This is a genomic window from Candidatus Methylomicrobium oryzae (assembly GCF_016745425.1).
Lineage (GTDB): Bacteria > Pseudomonadota > Gammaproteobacteria > Methylococcales > Methylomonadaceae > Methylomicrobium > Methylomicrobium oryzae.
This window is the reverse complement of sequence record NZ_JAERVK010000012.1, coordinates 59,103-74,625: the sequence shown is the minus strand read 5'-3', so window position 1 is coordinate 74,625 and position 15,523 is coordinate 59,103. Positions and strand designations below refer to the sequence as shown.

Here is a 15,523-nt window from a genome sequence, read left to right as displayed (position 1 = left end):
TCATTTCGGTGAACTTGCGGGGGGCCAAGTAGGTTGGGCTAGCGTAACCCAACCTACGATACTTTGCGTTAAATCGTGCGAACGGTTACGGCATTGGAAAGATCATAACTCTTGAACCCGCTTGACATTCCCGAGGAGGCCCCATGCCCGAACAGCTCAGCAAGTATCCCGACGTGACCCTGGAAGTTCTCAAGAGTGCTGGTGCCCAATGCGGAGAGGGCACCCGTCAAGAAATATTGACTGCATGCCCTGCCCGAAACTTCTGCAAACTGCCGGGCGGGGAAATCTGTGTTTATGGCCTAAACCAGGCGCCGGACATGACCCAGATTACGGCAGCCGAATGGACGAGTGTAGCGCGGTCTCTCGGCCTGCTGCCGGGCTCCGGAGGGAGCGTGCCGCTCTCGTGGGTTGGAGGTGCGGGAGGCGTCGGTTTTGTGCTGGGTGTGGGGTTGGCTCTTCTATTTATCCGCTTCCGCCGGAAATCTCGATATTGAACGATTTCACTCATCACGGTATTCAGTCAGGGCGGCTCCGTTTTCGGCAGTCGGCTAAAACGAGTTCTTTCTCCGAAATGACGGGATGCAATGCCGATAAAAGCCTTATCCGGAATTGCATCGTGCTGTTTGCGCTGGCGCTGATTGCATGCTCGGGCAAACCCTACGTCGTCGAGCCGGAAAATAATGCCGCTTTCTTTTACCCGAACCGCCTGTTCGTCGCCAGTCACGGCTGGCATACGGGACTCATTGTGCCTGCCCGCAACCTGAATGAGGTCGCTCCGGAACTCGAAGGCCGTTTCGGGCCGGTGCATTATTATGAAATCGGTTGGGGCGACAAAGCGTTCTATCAGGCCCGCGAAGGCACAACGGGTCTGGCGTTGCAGGCGATATTCGGATCGGAAGGCGCCGTCCTGCATGTCGTTGCGATAGCGGGCGATCCGCGGGATTATTTTTCAGGGAGTGAGGTGTTGGAAACTTGCGTCTCGGAATCCGGGCTGAAATCGCTGAAGGCGTTCCTGGCCGGGAGCTTTAGCCGGGACTCGGCCGATCGGCTGATCCCGCTCTCGCGAGGGATTTATCGGAATAGTCAGTTCTACCTTGGCGAAGGTCGCTATCATCTGATGAATACCAGCAACAAATGGACCGCGAAGGCGCTCAAGAGCGCCGGCATGGGCATTTCTCCTACCTTCAGGTTGACGGCCGGCAGCGTTATGCGCTATCTCGAATCGAACCGGCGGCCGTGCGGTGCGGCGCCTGCCATGCAGACATTGAAGCCCCGAAATGGAGGCGCGATTTTATTTGAGACGACAGGACAAATTCATCGTAAGTTGGGTTAACGATAAAGCGGTTAACCCAACCTACGCGCATGAATTCAAACCGAAGCGCTACGCCAGATTTTGGCTGGCCAGGTAGTCTTCGTAATTGCCGTTGAAATCGACGATGCCGTTCGGCGTCAATTCGATAATCCGCGTGGCCAGCGAGGAGACGAACTCCCGGTCGTGGCTGACGAAGATCAGCGTGCCCGGATAGTTTTCCAGCGCGGTATTCAGCGATTCGATCGATTCCATGTCGAGGTGGTTGGTCGGCTCGTCCAGCACCATGATATTGTTCTTCTGCAGGATCAGTTTTCCGAACAGCATCCGGCCCTGTTCGCCGCCGGAGAGAACCTTGACCGATTTTTTGATTTCGTCCTGCGAGAACAGCATTCGTCCGAGCGTGCCGCGTATTGTTTGATCGTCGTCGCCGTCCTTGCGCCATTGGCCCATCCATTCGATCAGGCTCATGTCTTCGGCGAAGTCTTCGGCATGGTCCTGGGCATAATAGCCCACTTCCGAGTTCTCGGACCATTTGACCTCGCCGGCGTCCGGTTCCAGATCGCCGACCAGGGTGCGCAGCAGCGTCGATTTGCCGATGCCGTTCGGGCCGATTACCGCGACCCGCTCGCCGACTGCGACCATCAGGTTCAGGTCTTTAAACAGGGGTTCCGCGCCATACCCTTTGCTCAAGTTTTCGACTTCCAGCGCCAGACGGTGCAGTTTCTTGGTCTGGTCGAAACGGATGAACGGATTGACCCGGCTGGAGGGCTTCACTTCGTCGAGTTTGATTTTTTCGATCAATCTGGCACGCGAGGTCGCCTGCTTGGCCTTGGAAGCATTGGCCGAAAAGCGGCTGACGAAGGTCTGCAATTCCGCAATCTGGGCTTTTTTCTTCGCATTGCTCGCCAGCAATTGCTCGCGGGCTTGGGTCGAGGCGGTCATGTAATCGTCGTAATTGCCCGGATAGACGCGCAGTTCGCCGTAATCCATGTCCGCCATGTGGGTGCAGACACTGTTCAAAAAATGCCGGTCGTGCGAGATGATGATCATGGTGCTGTTGCGCTCGTTCAGCACGTTTTCGAGCCAGCGGATCGTGTTGATGTCGAGGTTGTTGGTCGGCTCGTCGAGCAGCATGATGTCGGGATCGGCGAACAGCGCCTGCGCGAGCAATACCCGCAGTTTCCAGCCCGGCGCGACCGCGCTCATCGGGCCGTAATGTTGTTCGCGCGGGATTTCCAGGCCCAGCAGCAGTTCACCCGCTCTCGATTCGGCGGTATAGCCGTCCATTTCAGCAAATTCGTTTTCCAGTTCGGCGACCTTTAAGCCGTCTTCTTCGGACATTTCGGGCAGCGAATAGATGCGGTCGCGTTCCTTCTTGACTTCCCAAAGTTCCTTGTGGCCCATGATGACGGTGTCGATCACGCTGAATTCTTCATAGGCGAACTGGTCCTGACGCAGAATCCCGAGCCGTTCGTCCGGGCCGATGCTGACGTTGCCGGCCGTGGGTTCGAGCTCGCCGCTCAGGATTTTCATGAAAGTCGATTTGCCGCAGCCGTTGGCGCCGATCAGGCCGTAGCGGTTGCCGTCGCCGAATTTGACGGAGACGTTTTCAAACAGGGGCTTGGCCCCGAACTGCATGGTGATGTTTGCGGTGGTTAACAAAGTGTTGTTCCGAAAGGATAAATAAAAGATTTAGGGAGCAAGGGCGCAAGCGGTTTCGGGCCTGCGCTCCACTATTTTACCGTAATGGCTTTAGAGGCATCGGGAAAAACAACCGTCGTGCCGATTGTGTGAGAAGCTGCCTAAGCGGAACGCGTCCCGTTCACGCGGAGCTTGCCGAAGCGAAGTTCAAAATTTATGTGCTAGAATAACTGACTTATTTAGTCAGTTAATTTGAATTTGTGCGATTTTTTGCATGGAGCGTCATGTTGATGACTACATAAAAACAACAATATTATCAATTTTTAGGTTTAATGATCGTCATGAATTCTTTTAAAAATGTATTGGTTTCCTTAACGATGGCGGCAGCCCTTTCTACCGCTTCAACGGCTGCATTTTCCAAGCCCGCCGGCGAAGAAGCGGTAAGAACTGCCGTTGAAAGCGCGATTGCCAGCCTTGAACAGGCTGTAAGCATGCTGGAGAAAGGCGAAGACAACGCGGCGGTCAGCAAAGCTATCGGTGCGGCCCGTCAACAGCAAAAGGAATTTCGCTTCGAGGTAACCGAACGTCAACGCCAAAGAGCGGTTAACACCATGGTCAAAGCGCAAGCCGATTTGAAGAGCGGCAACATGCAGCCGGCGGAACAAAATTTGAGAGAAGCACTGGCCTCTTTCAAAGAAATGAAAGCAGTCTACGACAAGACTCACTAAAAAACCTGCGGTGATGCTGGCTTTGACACCGTATTCCGAAGTGTTCGGACAAATTAATCCCCATCAGGAATTAAAAGAAAAACGGTGTCAGCCCTACAGGTCGTCGAGAAAAGCTCATCTCTCAAAAGATGGGCTTTTTTTGCATCAGTTTATCTTTCTGTATCTGGCCTGAAACACTCCATTAATTTTCATAAGCCGTAATCTGCTACCGGCTTTCGCCGCCGAGAACGGCCCGAATGCCGATTGGCTTCGCTCGGTTCGGTGCGATAAACCGAATCGCTCTCCTTGTTGGCAGCGCAGATTGAAGGCTCGCTTTTCGTCAATCCGAAGCTACAAGCGGACCGCTAAGGCGTGGCATGGACATCGCTCCCGCGTTCAGGTTGACGGCCGGCAGCCGCGATGAACTATCTCGTATCGAACCGAAGGCCGAGCGATGCTGCGGTGTAGAGGCATCGATAATTCAAAGCCGATGGATGGAGTGTCCAATAGGGCGTGAGGCTAAATGTTGGGGGGCGCCTCGAAAATGCGACGGTGAAGGAGCCGGTTAACGTACTGGGTACGGAGGATGCGGTTTTCCATGGTTAACCGCATCCCGATTCATTACGGTCAGGCATTTACGCAACGCATGTTTACCCTGGGTTGCATTCTTATCCTTGTTGTTCCACGAGGCTGAAAAGGTTCACCGTTCTGTCGCCGGCCACGCATTGCCCCGTATTGAGATCGAACTTCCAGCGGTGCCTGGGACATACGAGATGGCCATTGACGATTCCGGCCGTTTCCAGGCTCTCGCCCTCATGGGGGCATAATTTAGGAATACAGCGTGGCTCGCCGTCTACTTCTATGGTAATCGACTCGCCGCATTTCGCCCGGCGTACTGACCAGTTAATCAATGCCTGTGAGGAAAGGTTATCGCCTCCGTAACGTAAGAGGTCATGCAGTATCGGATTGAATGTGTCCGGGTTTCTTCTAAACCGGCCTCGTGCCGATAGGAGGAGGTCATCCACATTTGCCTGGAAAGTTAAGAGTTCGTACAGGATTTGTGCCGGCGCCAGAATTTGCAGGTAAGGAGGCAGCAAGGAAGGCTGTTGCAGAAAACGGACATGCTGACGATCGAAATCGATTTCAAGAGACCAATCCGCTGCATTTGATTCGATCTGATCTATTGAGGCAACTCCGGACAAGATTAACGGGGTATCCACTCGCTGGCCGGTCTTGTGCAGCACTCCCGAAAGCCTATCCACAAAGTGTTCCGCCGCTTGCAGGATTTGTTCCAGGGATGGAAGTGGCTCTGCTAACGGTTCGCTATAGTGAATGGGCCGGGCGCGGAACCCTTCCCAGTCAAGAATATTCGATCGGGCTACTTTACCCTCCATACATTCGATCGCTGAGAATGGTGCTGGCCATACTACCGGCCCTTCCCGCTGCAACTCGGCCACCATATCCGACCAGTTGCACGCTTCAGGATGTCGGTTCAGGTGCTCGTTGATCGGATCGCCGAAGGTGACGGGACCGGCGAATGCTACCGAAAGTGCTGGATTGAGAGTCTGTATGGCAAGGCGGAAAGTATCTAACGTCTGATCCCGCACAGCCTGCATTCGGGAGTCAAAATCGGGATCTCCACTGAACAAATAGGAGATCGGATAGCCGTTGGCCATATAGTTGAGAGTAAACAGGAACAGAGTTACTTGGTGGTTTCGCGCAATACGCCGTAGCACCGAAGTATTCAGGCCGCAATCATTGGCGTTCAACACACAGCCATCCGCTGTTTGAACGAGCAGGATAGAATCTGTGCGGAATGCCGGCTGTTGCATAAAAAGCTGAGCCGATACGAAATCGCCGAGCTGGAGAATTTCGCCATGTCGGCAATATCTGATTTCGTGAATTGAAGCGAGATTCTGCAACTCTTTTCGAAAACGCTCATTTTGAAAGTCTCCGACCAGAATTGTTTTGCGGTTGAGGGTTCGCAGAAACTGCGGGTCGAAGTGATCCGCATGTTCGTGGGACAGGTAAATATGAGTGGCTCCATCGATTCGATCCCTGAGCTGCTCCATTTCTTCGGTGGTCCATTCCGGAAAGGCGTGCCACGAATTCAAGTGTGCTGGGCCTGAAAACCAGGGGTCGGATACGATTTCGATGCCTGTTCGATGGCATCGTAGTGAAGTACAGGCTTGACCTAAAAACTCTATTGTCAGCATGAGTTCCTCCTTGACTGAATTAATTAAATCGCTTTAATTTTGCATTTTTATAGAATGAATTAGGAATATCGTTTTAAAAGAGCATAGGAATGCTATAGGGGTGATCGCGTTTTTAATAAGAGGTATCTTAAGAAACAATGAAAAACTTAATATTGGACAATAAGTATGTTTTTTTGTTCAATATAGAGTAAGCGGTCGATTTAGGGCTTATTTTTCGTTTTCGGGGATAACAGCCTTCGGCAATACTTCTCTTTCGATATTCAGGCTAACGTCAAGAGGCGTTTTAAGCGATCTCGAATCGAATCACAGGCTCTCGGAAGGATACCCCCATACCCCTGATAGAAGTTTCAATCGGGGGATGAGACCTAATCTGATTCCCGATGGCAACGCAGGGGCTCGGAGTATCGCGGAGTTTTTAGCTGCATCGGCAGGAAATTCTATCGATAAGCCGGTATTGGTCCTCTCGATGCTGCAATTTACAGATCCTGCCGATCTTGCGTCAACACGATAAATTTTCCTTTCCAATGAGCCCCTGCATGACTTGAAAGTGCTGGGAGTGCAACGGCCAGAGGTCAACGGCTTTAGAGCGAGCGTCAAGCCTGCAGCATGCCCACGGCTTCGGCCAATTCGGCCAGCAAGGTCCGCTCGTGTTCACTGACCCGCTCACCGCCGAAGCCGAGAAATCCGCCTTCCGTCGCGGCATTGGCGACTTTGTCGCCGAGGTGGAGTAGAAAATCCCTATAGGCGGAGATGTCATCGGAGGATCCTTTCTGCCGCAAAATCTCGATCGCGGTCCGCGATTTATTTATGGCTTCCTGGCGCAAAACAGCCTGAATGTCGGCAAAGTCGCCGCTGGCCCGTGCGCGTTCTTTGATCGCGTCGATCGACGATTTTATTTCTTCCCGCTCGCATACTTCCCGCAATAATTGATTACTGCCTTGCAAGGCTTCATTAATGATACTGGATGGAGCCAATGCTTCCGCAATGCTGCCGAAGAAACCGCTGGCACCGGCTACGGTGACCGCAAAAATCACAAGATGGGGCGTATCTCTCAATACCTCCCATTCGGCAGAAGAAAAATCGGATTTTGTTGCCATGTCGGTTCTCCTTGATTCAGATCGTTAAGATTTGCACTACCTGCAATAGTGCGCGCGAATTTTGCCGTCTAGGCTTGGGATTTTTTCGGGTGGCCTGCAATGAATGCAGGATACTGAAAAATTAGATTTTAAAGACTCCATTTGGTTTTTAAAAGCCAGCCACAATTTGGCGGCTTAAAACATTTTTGAGCTAACGGTATTCCATGCCGGTCTGAACAGGTTGAAAGGGTCTTTGAGGAGGCATTGCCATGAAAAATTCGGACCGTATAAAAATAACGCTGTTATTCATTTCTATTACTCTTGCCGGTTGTGCGAGTAATGGCGGTGAGCGGGTTTTCGGCACCGTTGACCAAGGTTTGGAAACTGTCGGGCGAACTGCGGATACGGGAAGAGCGGTTATGCAGGCCGGACGAACCGCCGCGACCGGCGTGCCGGCCCAGCAGGCGGTTTTAACCGATGTCCTGGTCAATCAGCTCGGCGTTTCCCGGCAACAGGCCCTCGGTGGCGCGGGGGCCATATTTCAGGCCGCCAAAGCCAAAATGGCGCCGCAAGCTTTCAATAATTTGTCTCAATCGATTCCCGACATGTCGGACATGCTGGCGGCCGCTCCGCAAGTCGGCCCGCCTCTGTCCAAAACCATGCCGGCGGTGGGGGACGTGGGTGGTTCGATCGATACGATGACGTCGCTTGCCGCTTCGTTCCAGCATCTGAACATGCCCCAGAGCATGGTCAATCAATTTATTCCGGTCGTCGTCGATTATGTGAGAACCACTAGCGGCCCGACGACTGCAAATTTGCTGCAATCGGCGTTGGTCATGCATTAAGCAGGGAATTGGCTTTTTTGGGGGGGCTCAAGCCGCGATTAAGGGATAATACGATGAAGCCCGTTCAGGAGATGCTGAGCCGTATCCGCTGGGATCCGGATTGGGCAAACGATGAATTCACGATAGGATATTACGACCGGGTCGAGCGGCGGATCGTGATTGTTGCTTTCAAGGACATCCGCTTTCCGCAAGACGATCATTTTTCATTTGAACTGGTTGGTCAGTCGGGCGAAGCGTATTCCATACCTTATCACCGCGTCCGGGTAATTTACCGGAGCGGCCGGTTGATCTGGGCGCGTGAAGCCGAATAATTTTAAATGCCTCTCATGATCAAAATGAGAGAGGGCCCGAATTTCGGGCCGTGATCCCGCCGATTGGAGAGAAAGGCCGAGAAACGGCAATTGTTTAATGTTAGTCAGCCGATGTGGCTGGATTCAGGTGGCAGCCTGCAGTGCTTTGCCGGGCGGGAACGATTTATCCGGCGCTTTTTGACTCACGCTTTTCTTAATCCGAAAAGCATTCCGCGAAGCCGACGGCCGCAGCGTCCGCGTTCCGCGCGAACTGCGCGCCAATCCGGCCTGTTCGGCGATAATGCGCTGATAATGTATGCTTTTTAACATAGTTAATGATAAAATCAGAGCCACAACTGAATTCAGCAGATTGACGGATGTCGACAGACCCCAAAAAAACGTCTTCCAGCCCCCAGGTGCTGGAATTTAAAAGCAGTACTTTTTCAGTACCCGTTTTGGTCTTATTCAACAACAGCCTCCAGCACATCGAACAACAACTCCAAGAAAAGATCGGCCTGGCGCCGGATTTTTTCAAACATTCTCCGATCCTATTGGATCTGCAGGAATTGAATAAGCGCAATCTGGACATCCCTGTGGGGGATCTGGTCAAGGCAATCAGGGAACTGAATTTATTGCCGATCGGCCTGCGCGGCGGCAATGCGGAACAAAACCAGCAGGCCCTGGCGTTGAGCATTCCGGTTCATGCCTTGCATGGCGGCGGGTCGTCTCAGGAAAACGCGAAAACCAAAACGATTGCGGCCACACCCGAACAGCCGGCCCCGAACGAGGGCGCTTCCACGATGTTGATCACCCAGCCGGTGCGGTCGGGCCAGCGCGTTTATTCGCACGGCGATCTGATCGTGCTGGCGACGGTCAGTTCCGGCACGGAGATCATGGCCGAGGGCAATATTCACGTCTACGGTTCTTTGCGCGGCCGGGCGCTGGCCGGAGTACAGGGCAACGAAAAAGCGCGGATTTTCTGTTCCGATCTTCAGGCGGAACTGATTTCGATCGCAGGCATTTACAAAGTCAGCGAAGACCTGTCCAAGGAGTTCCGGCATAAGCCGGTACAGATTTATCTTCAGGATCATTCGCTTATCATCAAAGAAATTTAACTCATACGCTCTATTTGGAGGAAACACCATTGGCCAGAATCATTGTCGTTACATCAGGTAAAGGCGGAGTCGGCAAAACCACCACCAGCGCCGCTATTTCGATGGGACTTGCGAAACGAGGCCATAAAACTGCCGTCATCGATTTCGATGTCGGCTTGCGCAACCTGGACTTGGTGATGGGCTGCGAGCGCCGGGTCGTTTACGACCTGATCAACGTGATCAGCGGCGAGGCGTCGCTGAATCAGGCGTTGATCAAGGACAAGCATTGCAACAATCTGTACATTTTACCGGCCTCTCAAACACGCGATAAAGATTCTCTGACCCAGGAAGGCATCGGCAAAATTCTGGACGAATTGTCTAAAGATTTCAAATACATCGTCTGCGACTCGCCGGCAGGTATCGAAAAGGGTGCGCATCTGGCGATGTATTTCGCCGACGATGCTTTCGTGGTCACCAATCCGGAGGTGTCTTCGGTGCGTGACTCCGACCGCATGTTAGGCATCCTGGCCAGCAAGTCGCGCCGCGCCGAGCAGAACCAGGAGCCGATCAAGGAATACCTGCTGTTGACCCGTTATTCGCCCGAGCGGGTGAAACTGGGCGAAATGCTCAGCGTCGACGATGTGCAGGAAATCCTGTCGCTGCATCTGCTCGGCGTGATTCCGGAATCGAAATCGGTATTGAATGCTTCGAACTCGGGGGTTCCGGTGATCCTGGACGAAAAAAGCGATGCCGGTCAGGCTTATGCCGATATCGTTGCCCGTTATTTGGGGGAAGACCGGCCCCACCGATTCATTGATGAGAAGAAAGGACTCTTCGGGAAACTCTTCGGGAGGGGATGATGAGCTTGCTGGATTACTTTAGAACTTCGCGGCCTAGTTCTGCATCCGTGGCTAAAGAAAGGCTGCAAATTCTGGTGGCGCACGAAAGAGTTTCGCGCAACCAGCCTTCCTATCTTCCGCAATTGCAGAAAGAATTGCTGGAGGTGATCCGCAAGCACGTGAACGTCAATCAGGATGCGATCTCGTTCAATTTCGAGCAGGACGGCAATCAGGAAACGCTTGAGCTGAATATCGTGCTGCCGGATCAACCCCCTAAAAAATCTTAGTTTTCTCAATCAGTGCAACAGGAGGCTTTTATGGCTGATAGCATAGGCGAAGTGGCTGGCAAGATTTGGAATTATCTGAATCTGAACGGACCGTCCAGCGTTAACAAAATCACCGTCGAAACCGGTGAAAACAAAAACGACATCCAGCGCGCGATCGGCTGGCTTTTGAAAGAAGACAAGCTGAATATCGAAATGGTAGGCCGCGCGGAAACTTTGTCGTTGAAATAAGCACAAGCGTCTAATTCTTTCCGGCAGGCTCCGATCGATTCCGAACCTGCCGTAAAACTGACAACGCCGATGGATCATTGCATCCTCCGGCGTTTTTTTATGCCTTCTGAATCGGTCGATATGTCCGGCTATTCCCGGTGCCGTTAAGTTACCGGCCTACGCAATATCTTGACTTAACAGACATGAAGCCGCTTTCATCGCCCCGGCAGCTGAAAATGCGTAGGATGTGCCGGCGACTGCAAGGATGCCACCACTAAAGGGTGGTCTATGGACAGAGAGAGGTACGAGCCCAAGGAAGGGCGAGGTAGATCGCGTCGGGAACAAGCGATCGACGACCCCACGGAAGGGCGAGGTAGATCGCGTCGGGAACAAGCGATCGACGACCCCACGGATGGGCGAGGTAGATCGCGTCGGGAACAAGCGATCGAGGGCAACGCAGGAGCAGTTGCCGACGTTAGGAGGCGCACCGATCGCGAACCGAGCCAAGTATGCGTCCAAACCCGAACGGCTCGGCCCTTCCAACCGTGAAAAACCGGTCAGCCGGTTTCATCTCATGCGGGTTATTTTGTAAAATGATCAGTTTTGGATAAAGGAATCCATGGCGTCGAAAAAAGCTCATCAAGCCTCCGGTATTGCTGCCGGCATACTTGCGGCTGTGATTGTCGTACATCAAGGAGCAGGAGGGCCATTTCAATTGCTGGCGATGCTGGCATTGGTGGCAGGCGCGTGGGGAGGAACGGCTCCGGACTGGCTGGAAATCGCGTGGTGGCGAAAGAAGCATCGCGGAAAACGCCGTTTATGGATTACGCATCGCACCTTGACCCACTGGGGCATTCCCTGGGTAACGCTGTTGTGGTACTCGTACGTCAGTCTCAATTCGGCAGGGTGGGCGCCCGTCGCCTTCGGATTTGCTGCGGGCGGGCTCATGCACCTGCTTACCGATTGGCCCAATCCCATGGGCGTACCGTGGATTTTTCGGCGCCATTCGCTGTCCATGTGGCGCAGCGGCAACCTTGAATTCGTGGTAATCGTGTTATCCTGGAGCTTGTGCGCCGGAGTGGCCGACGGCCTGCTGTTCAATGGCGTCCACACGACGAAGCTGATCGCCTTGTGTCAGAGTCAATTGAAAAATTTTTCAGACGATGCGGTCACTAAAGTGACACCCAGACAGTTCATTCGGCAGTTTAAAACCTGATAGGCAAACCCTGTACACGGGTTCCGCCTCATTCAGGCGTTACCCGTGAAACGCAGAAGATTTGCCGGCTTTCGCCATTCGGATATAGACGAAAACCGATACCGCGCCATGAAAAATAACAGCGCCAACCGGATTGCCGGCAAATGGTACAAGACGGTTTGCCGGAATATGACGCGGAAAATCTGTTATTACAGGAGCTATGCTACGAGCAGGAGCTTTTGTTACCGACCCGGTGCAATATAAGCAGGTTTCCGAAGAAGACATCATCGTGAAGGACATGTACGTACCTGTTCGGTCAAATGTTATCCTGGCGGGTATGGAAGGTTTGAGGCATGAGAATGTTCAGACCCCTCGTGAGAAGCCATGGAAAATCCGACCTGTCGAATGAAGAAAAAAAACTGGGGTAGGCAAAAAGCGGCCTGGTGCAGGAGTTTATGAATTGTCTGCAGTGGTGGAACTATCCACTATGCGATATTGCTGCGGCGGAATTGCTGATCAAGGAATCTCTCGGGCAAATATTGGATGCCTGCGACCTTCGAACCGCTTTCCGTCGTTTCTGGTCCGCGAAAGAGCCGGGTAACGAACAGAGCGGAACAATATCGACCAGCCGCAAAAACGGTGCGCGCCGGCACGACAATCCGATTTCCCGATAATGCGTTTACAATTTTGAGGCGGACAGCGATGACAACTTCCATTTATGATTTTAAGGTAATTTCGCCGGACGGCGCCGAGGTCTCTCTCGACCGATACCGCGGCAAGGTGTTGCTGATCGTCAATACGGCCAGCCGCTGCGGCTTTACGCCCCAATACCAGGGGTTGGAAGATCTATATCGGCGCTACCGCAACCGGGGACTGGTGGTATTGGGATTTCCCTGCAACCAGTTCGGCGCGCAGGAGCCGGGCAGTGCCGAAGACATCCGGTCGTTTTGCACCGTGAATTACGGAGTCAGCTTTCCGATGTTCGCGAAAATCGAGGTCAACGGCGAGCAGGCCGATCCGCTGTACAAGTATCTTAAAGGGCAGGCGAAGGGTATTCTCGGTTCGACCGCGATCAAATGGAATTTCACGAAGTTCCTGGTGAACCGGCAGGGGGAAGTCGTGGATCGTTACGGCTCGGCGACCAAGCCCGAGCAACTGGCCCCCGCTATAGAAAGCCTGCTGCCGCCGGTTTGAACGGGCGTAAGATCGAGCTGGCAAAATGTTATTGGCGGGGGGGCCGCGCCGGAGCCGGCTAACGGCTTGGCGGTTCGATCATCCCGTAACGTTCGCAGGGGGATTTGCCGCCCGGCTGTCCGCCATTTTCCCCACATGACAGGCGAGGTTGAGAAATGAGCGAGAAGGCAGTGCTGTTTCCGGTAATGGCTTTGATTGGTTGGACATTGATCGTCCTGGCGTTGATCCCGGTCCGCCGTTTCAAGGCGGCGGGAAAGGGCCATGTGACGTCCAATGATTTTAAATACGGCGAATCGAGACGTGTTCCCGGCGAAGTCAGCCTGCCCAACAGAAACTTTATGAACTTGCTGGAAGCGCCCGTCCTGTTCTATGTCCTCTGCATTCTGCAATACGTTACCCGGTCGCCGATGCCCTATTTCGTCTTCGGCGCCTGGCTGTACGTCGCCCTGCGGATCGCCCACAGCCTGATTCACCTGACCTACAACAACGTCATGCACCGCTTGGCCGTCTTTGCGGTGAGCAACGTGGTATTGATAGGCCTGTGGCTTGGGCTGCTGTTTGTCGTTGCTGCGTAGAGCGGATACCGAAGACGGTCCGTCAACTTAGGGTTCTGGTTGTTCCGAATTTCGCGGGTTGGGATTGTTTGAAAATTGACGACATCTATCGGTTTTTGGGTTACGGCATTCATAGTAACGATAAAGCGAAATCGCCTTCGATAGCCCAAAAACCTTGCAGGTAACATCGCGAAAAAAATATTCTAATACCTCCTCAATCTCGTTCGCCGTATTAACGTGTTCATGCTTCATGAGCAGGCCGTAATTGAATCCGTACTTTAGCTTGAACTCCAAGCCGGTGGTCAACTTCCAGCCGAGCGTCCAAAGCCATGTGCCTTCGCTTGGTATACTCGCGCGAAACACGCCATTTTCTGCCAACAAGAGCCCGCTCATCGCGATCACTTCCGGCAAGTTGCAAATATGTTCCAGTGTGGCAACGGAAGTGATTCGGCTGTAGCTGCAACTGGTGGGTATTTCGGAAATATCCGAATAGATGTTTCTGACTTTCCTCAAAAGGGGCGAGTTTTTATATAGATCAGTAAAAGGCTCAACTATGTCATACGGGTAGACTGCGGGTTCGTAGTGAAGTTGATTAAGGGTGCCGGCTCCTAACTCAAGCGTAACTTTTGCCGAATCCTCTAGGTTGGCGACATCCCGTGCGACCTGAGTATGCAACCACGACTCCATTCTTTGCGCTAACGAAGATGCTGTTGTTTTACCCTCGCGGTTTGACTTGTAATGTGCTGAGTAAACAGCTTGAATTTCCTTCGGCAACGGGGGACGGGTTTTCGGAAAGTTTTCGAACATGGGGCTTCTCTGGTTTAGTGTATAACTAGCCGAGTAGGCCGGGCACGCTTTTTGTGCCCGGTATTGCAGGGTTTCAATTTGGTAGCGGCTTCGGATTGTCGCAATAGCGAAGCAAGATTGCCATCTGACGTCGGGCAACGATGAAGCTGTTGCCCGGCCTACCCGGCTGCGCTAACCGGACTTGCGAGGGCTTAGTGTTAATTTCTTATAAATTTCCCCAGTCTCGTAGTTATACCACCAAGCACTAATTATATGCCCTACAATTAGTTTTAAAGGGATATATGGTGGATGATCTGTTGTGCGATAGATATGCTCTGTATATGGAATTTTTGGTTTAATAATAATCAATAGGTTAATTTTTTTCTTGGCATCTTCTGCTTTCTCTATAGGTATATGTAACTTTAAGTTTTCATAAAGAAGATGCTGTTTTAGTTCTTTTGGTCGCTGTAACGCATCGCCTAATATAATGCCGAGCACTGTTGGGGATTCCCAAGACTCTCCTTCTTTTAGATATTTGACTACGAGGACTTGCTCATTATAATCATAATACGAAGAATATTTTCCTGTGCCATATTTATCCAAAGAGCGAGACTCAGCATCAATTTTAATAGAAAATTCTTGTAAGTCTGCATTATATTCCGAATAACTAGGTACTACACGGAATGCAAATTCACCATTATTGTCTAAAGTTTTAATAAAAGGAGGGGGTTGAAAATAATCTACTCTTTTTTGAAACTGTTTTGTGGTTTCAAATTCACCTTTTATAAAATTATCATATATTTTTTGTGCATTTATAAAATATTCTTCAGGATTATGCCCTTCGTAGTTTAAGGGAAGTCTTTTTGAACTAATATCAAAAGGAGTAGTAGCATACGCAATTTTTAAAACTTTGCTGTCTCTCTCTTTTATTTTGGTATCAGTGCGCTCGACTTGTTCAGAATTAATATAAGTACTATTTTTATTAAATTCTTCATTCGAGCATGCGGATAATAATAGGTTAGTCGTGATAAAATATTTCAATAATGAATTCATAAAATTATTATTTATATCGAACATCTTTGGCAGTAAGATAAAGGAAGAATTATGATAACCTAACGTAAAACTCAGCTCGTAGGATATGCAGACGTTAGAAAGCACATCCCTCGAAAACATGCGTTACACGGGTTTACTGCTTTATTTCCATCCCAAATCATTTAGACACTCCCTAGTTCTATTTTGAATATGAATCTCCACAAACATATTGCCAGCCAGTCCATTGG

General features: G+C 51.6%; 20 protein-coding genes. 13 read left to right on the top strand and 7 right to left on the bottom strand.

Annotation, left to right across the window (positions count from 1 at the left end; all coding sequences use genetic code 11):
• Positions 1–143: 143 nt before the first annotated feature.
• Together JJL52_RS14190 and JJL52_RS14185 are read left to right on the top strand one after the other, a co-directional pair.
• Positions 144–494, top strand: a complete 351-nt coding sequence (locus tag JJL52_RS14190; protein WP_202053147.1) for a hypothetical protein — start codon at positions 144–146, stop codon at positions 492–494.
• Positions 495–571: 77 nt separating this feature from the next.
• The gene (locus tag JJL52_RS14185; protein ID WP_236994263.1) at positions 572–1,333 is read left to right on the top strand and encodes a TIGR02117 family protein; all 762 of its coding nucleotides are present in this window, start codon (positions 572–574) and stop codon (positions 1,331–1,333) included.
• Positions 1,334–1,381: 48 nt separating this feature from the next.
• On the opposite strand, the gene JJL52_RS14180 is transcribed toward JJL52_RS14185, so the two are convergent.
• Positions 1,382–2,974 carry an ABC-F family ATPase gene (locus JJL52_RS14180; RefSeq protein ID WP_202053146.1) on the bottom strand — a complete coding sequence of 531 codons (1,593 nt, stop codon included), beginning with the start codon at positions 2,972–2,974 and terminating at the stop codon, positions 1,382–1,384.
• 311 nt (positions 2,975–3,285) lie between these two features.
• On the opposite strand from JJL52_RS14180, the gene JJL52_RS14175 reads away from it, so the two are divergent.
• On the top strand, positions 3,286–3,681 hold the full coding sequence (locus JJL52_RS14175) for a hypothetical protein (protein WP_202053145.1): 396 nt from the start codon (positions 3,286–3,288) through the stop codon (positions 3,679–3,681).
• A gap of 647 nt (positions 3,682–4,328) precedes the next feature.
• Here JJL52_RS14175 and JJL52_RS14170 read toward each other — a convergent pair.
• Positions 4,329–5,876 (bottom strand): Rieske (2Fe-2S) protein, encoded by a 1,548-nt coding sequence (locus JJL52_RS14170; protein WP_202053144.1) that lies wholly within the window; start codon positions 5,874–5,876, stop codon positions 4,329–4,331.
• A 593-nt stretch (positions 5,877–6,469) separates the two neighbouring features.
• Positions 6,470–6,973 (bottom strand): hypothetical protein, encoded by a 504-nt coding sequence (locus tag JJL52_RS14165; protein WP_202053143.1) that lies wholly within the window; start codon positions 6,971–6,973, stop codon positions 6,470–6,472.
• Positions 6,974–7,221: 248 nt separating this feature from the next.
• Between JJL52_RS14165 and JJL52_RS14160 the strand changes: the two genes are divergently transcribed.
• Both JJL52_RS14160 and JJL52_RS14155 read left to right on the top strand, forming a co-directional pair.
• Positions 7,222–7,797: a DUF2780 domain-containing protein gene (locus tag JJL52_RS14160; RefSeq protein ID WP_202053142.1), complete on the top strand. Its 576-nt coding sequence runs from the start codon at positions 7,222–7,224 to the stop codon at positions 7,795–7,797.
• Between the two features lie 53 nt (positions 7,798–7,850).
• Positions 7,851–8,108, top strand: coding sequence for a DUF504 domain-containing protein (locus JJL52_RS14155; RefSeq protein WP_202053141.1), 258 nt, complete (start codon positions 7,851–7,853; stop codon positions 8,106–8,108).
• A 193-nt stretch (positions 8,109–8,301) separates the two neighbouring features.
• Here JJL52_RS14155 and JJL52_RS14150 read toward each other — a convergent pair whose 3' ends face one another.
• Entirely contained in the window at positions 8,302–8,556 is a 255-nt protein-coding gene (locus JJL52_RS14150; protein ID WP_202053243.1) for a hypothetical protein, read from the bottom strand.
• Between JJL52_RS14150 and minC the strand changes: the two genes are divergently transcribed.
• The 5 genes from minC (at position 8,465) to JJL52_RS14125 (ending at position 11,730) form a co-directional block, all read left to right on the top strand.
• Complete coding sequence (minC, locus tag JJL52_RS14145) at positions 8,465–9,202, top strand: septum site-determining protein MinC (protein ID WP_202053140.1); 738 nt, start codon at positions 8,465–8,467, stop codon at positions 9,200–9,202. The genes JJL52_RS14150 and minC overlap by 92 nt on opposite strands.
• A 29-nt stretch (positions 9,203–9,231) precedes the next feature.
• The gene (minD, locus tag JJL52_RS14140; RefSeq protein ID WP_005374519.1) at positions 9,232–10,041 is read left to right on the top strand and encodes a septum site-determining protein MinD; all 810 of its coding nucleotides are present in this window, start codon (positions 9,232–9,234) and stop codon (positions 10,039–10,041) included.
• Positions 10,041–10,307 (top strand): cell division topological specificity factor MinE, encoded by a 267-nt coding sequence (gene minE, locus JJL52_RS14135; protein ID WP_202053139.1) that lies wholly within the window; start codon positions 10,041–10,043, stop codon positions 10,305–10,307. Before minD ends, minE begins: the two co-directional genes overlap by 1 nt.
• A gap of 30 nt (positions 10,308–10,337) precedes the next feature.
• Positions 10,338–10,535, top strand: a complete 198-nt coding sequence (locus tag JJL52_RS14130; RefSeq protein WP_202053138.1) for a winged helix-turn-helix domain-containing protein — start codon at positions 10,338–10,340, stop codon at positions 10,533–10,535.
• A gap of 598 nt (positions 10,536–11,133) precedes the next feature.
• Positions 11,134–11,730 (top strand): metal-dependent hydrolase, encoded by a 597-nt coding sequence (locus JJL52_RS14125; protein WP_202053137.1) that lies wholly within the window; start codon positions 11,134–11,136, stop codon positions 11,728–11,730.
• A 39-nt stretch (positions 11,731–11,769) separates the two neighbouring features.
• Here JJL52_RS14125 and JJL52_RS14120 read toward each other — a convergent pair whose 3' ends face one another.
• Positions 11,770–12,009 carry a hypothetical protein gene (locus tag JJL52_RS14120; RefSeq protein ID WP_202053136.1) on the bottom strand — a complete coding sequence of 80 codons (240 nt, stop codon included), beginning with the start codon at positions 12,007–12,009 and terminating at the stop codon, positions 11,770–11,772.
• A 155-nt stretch (positions 12,010–12,164) separates the two neighbouring features.
• On the opposite strand from JJL52_RS14120, the gene JJL52_RS14115 reads away from it, so the two are divergent.
• From JJL52_RS14115 to JJL52_RS14105, 3 genes are all read left to right on the top strand, one after another.
• The gene (locus JJL52_RS14115; protein WP_202053135.1) at positions 12,165–12,383 is read left to right on the top strand and encodes a hypothetical protein; all 219 of its coding nucleotides are present in this window, start codon (positions 12,165–12,167) and stop codon (positions 12,381–12,383) included.
• A 28-nt stretch (positions 12,384–12,411) separates the two neighbouring features.
• Positions 12,412–12,903, top strand: coding sequence for a glutathione peroxidase (locus tag JJL52_RS14110; RefSeq protein ID WP_202053134.1), 492 nt, complete (start codon positions 12,412–12,414; stop codon positions 12,901–12,903).
• A gap of 155 nt (positions 12,904–13,058) precedes the next feature.
• Positions 13,059–13,478: an MAPEG family protein gene (locus JJL52_RS14105; protein WP_202053133.1), complete on the top strand. Its 420-nt coding sequence runs from the start codon at positions 13,059–13,061 to the stop codon at positions 13,476–13,478.
• Between the two features lie 27 nt (positions 13,479–13,505).
• On the opposite strand, the gene JJL52_RS14100 is transcribed toward JJL52_RS14105, so the two are convergent.
• Both JJL52_RS14100 and JJL52_RS14095 read right to left on the bottom strand, forming a co-directional pair.
• Positions 13,506–14,264, bottom strand: a complete 759-nt coding sequence (locus JJL52_RS14100; RefSeq protein ID WP_202053132.1) for a class I SAM-dependent methyltransferase — start codon at positions 14,262–14,264, stop codon at positions 13,506–13,508.
• A gap of 171 nt (positions 14,265–14,435) precedes the next feature.
• Complete coding sequence (locus tag JJL52_RS14095; protein WP_202053131.1) at positions 14,436–15,296, bottom strand: hypothetical protein; 861 nt, start codon at positions 15,294–15,296, stop codon at positions 14,436–14,438.
• Positions 15,297–15,523: the final 227 nt, after the last annotated feature.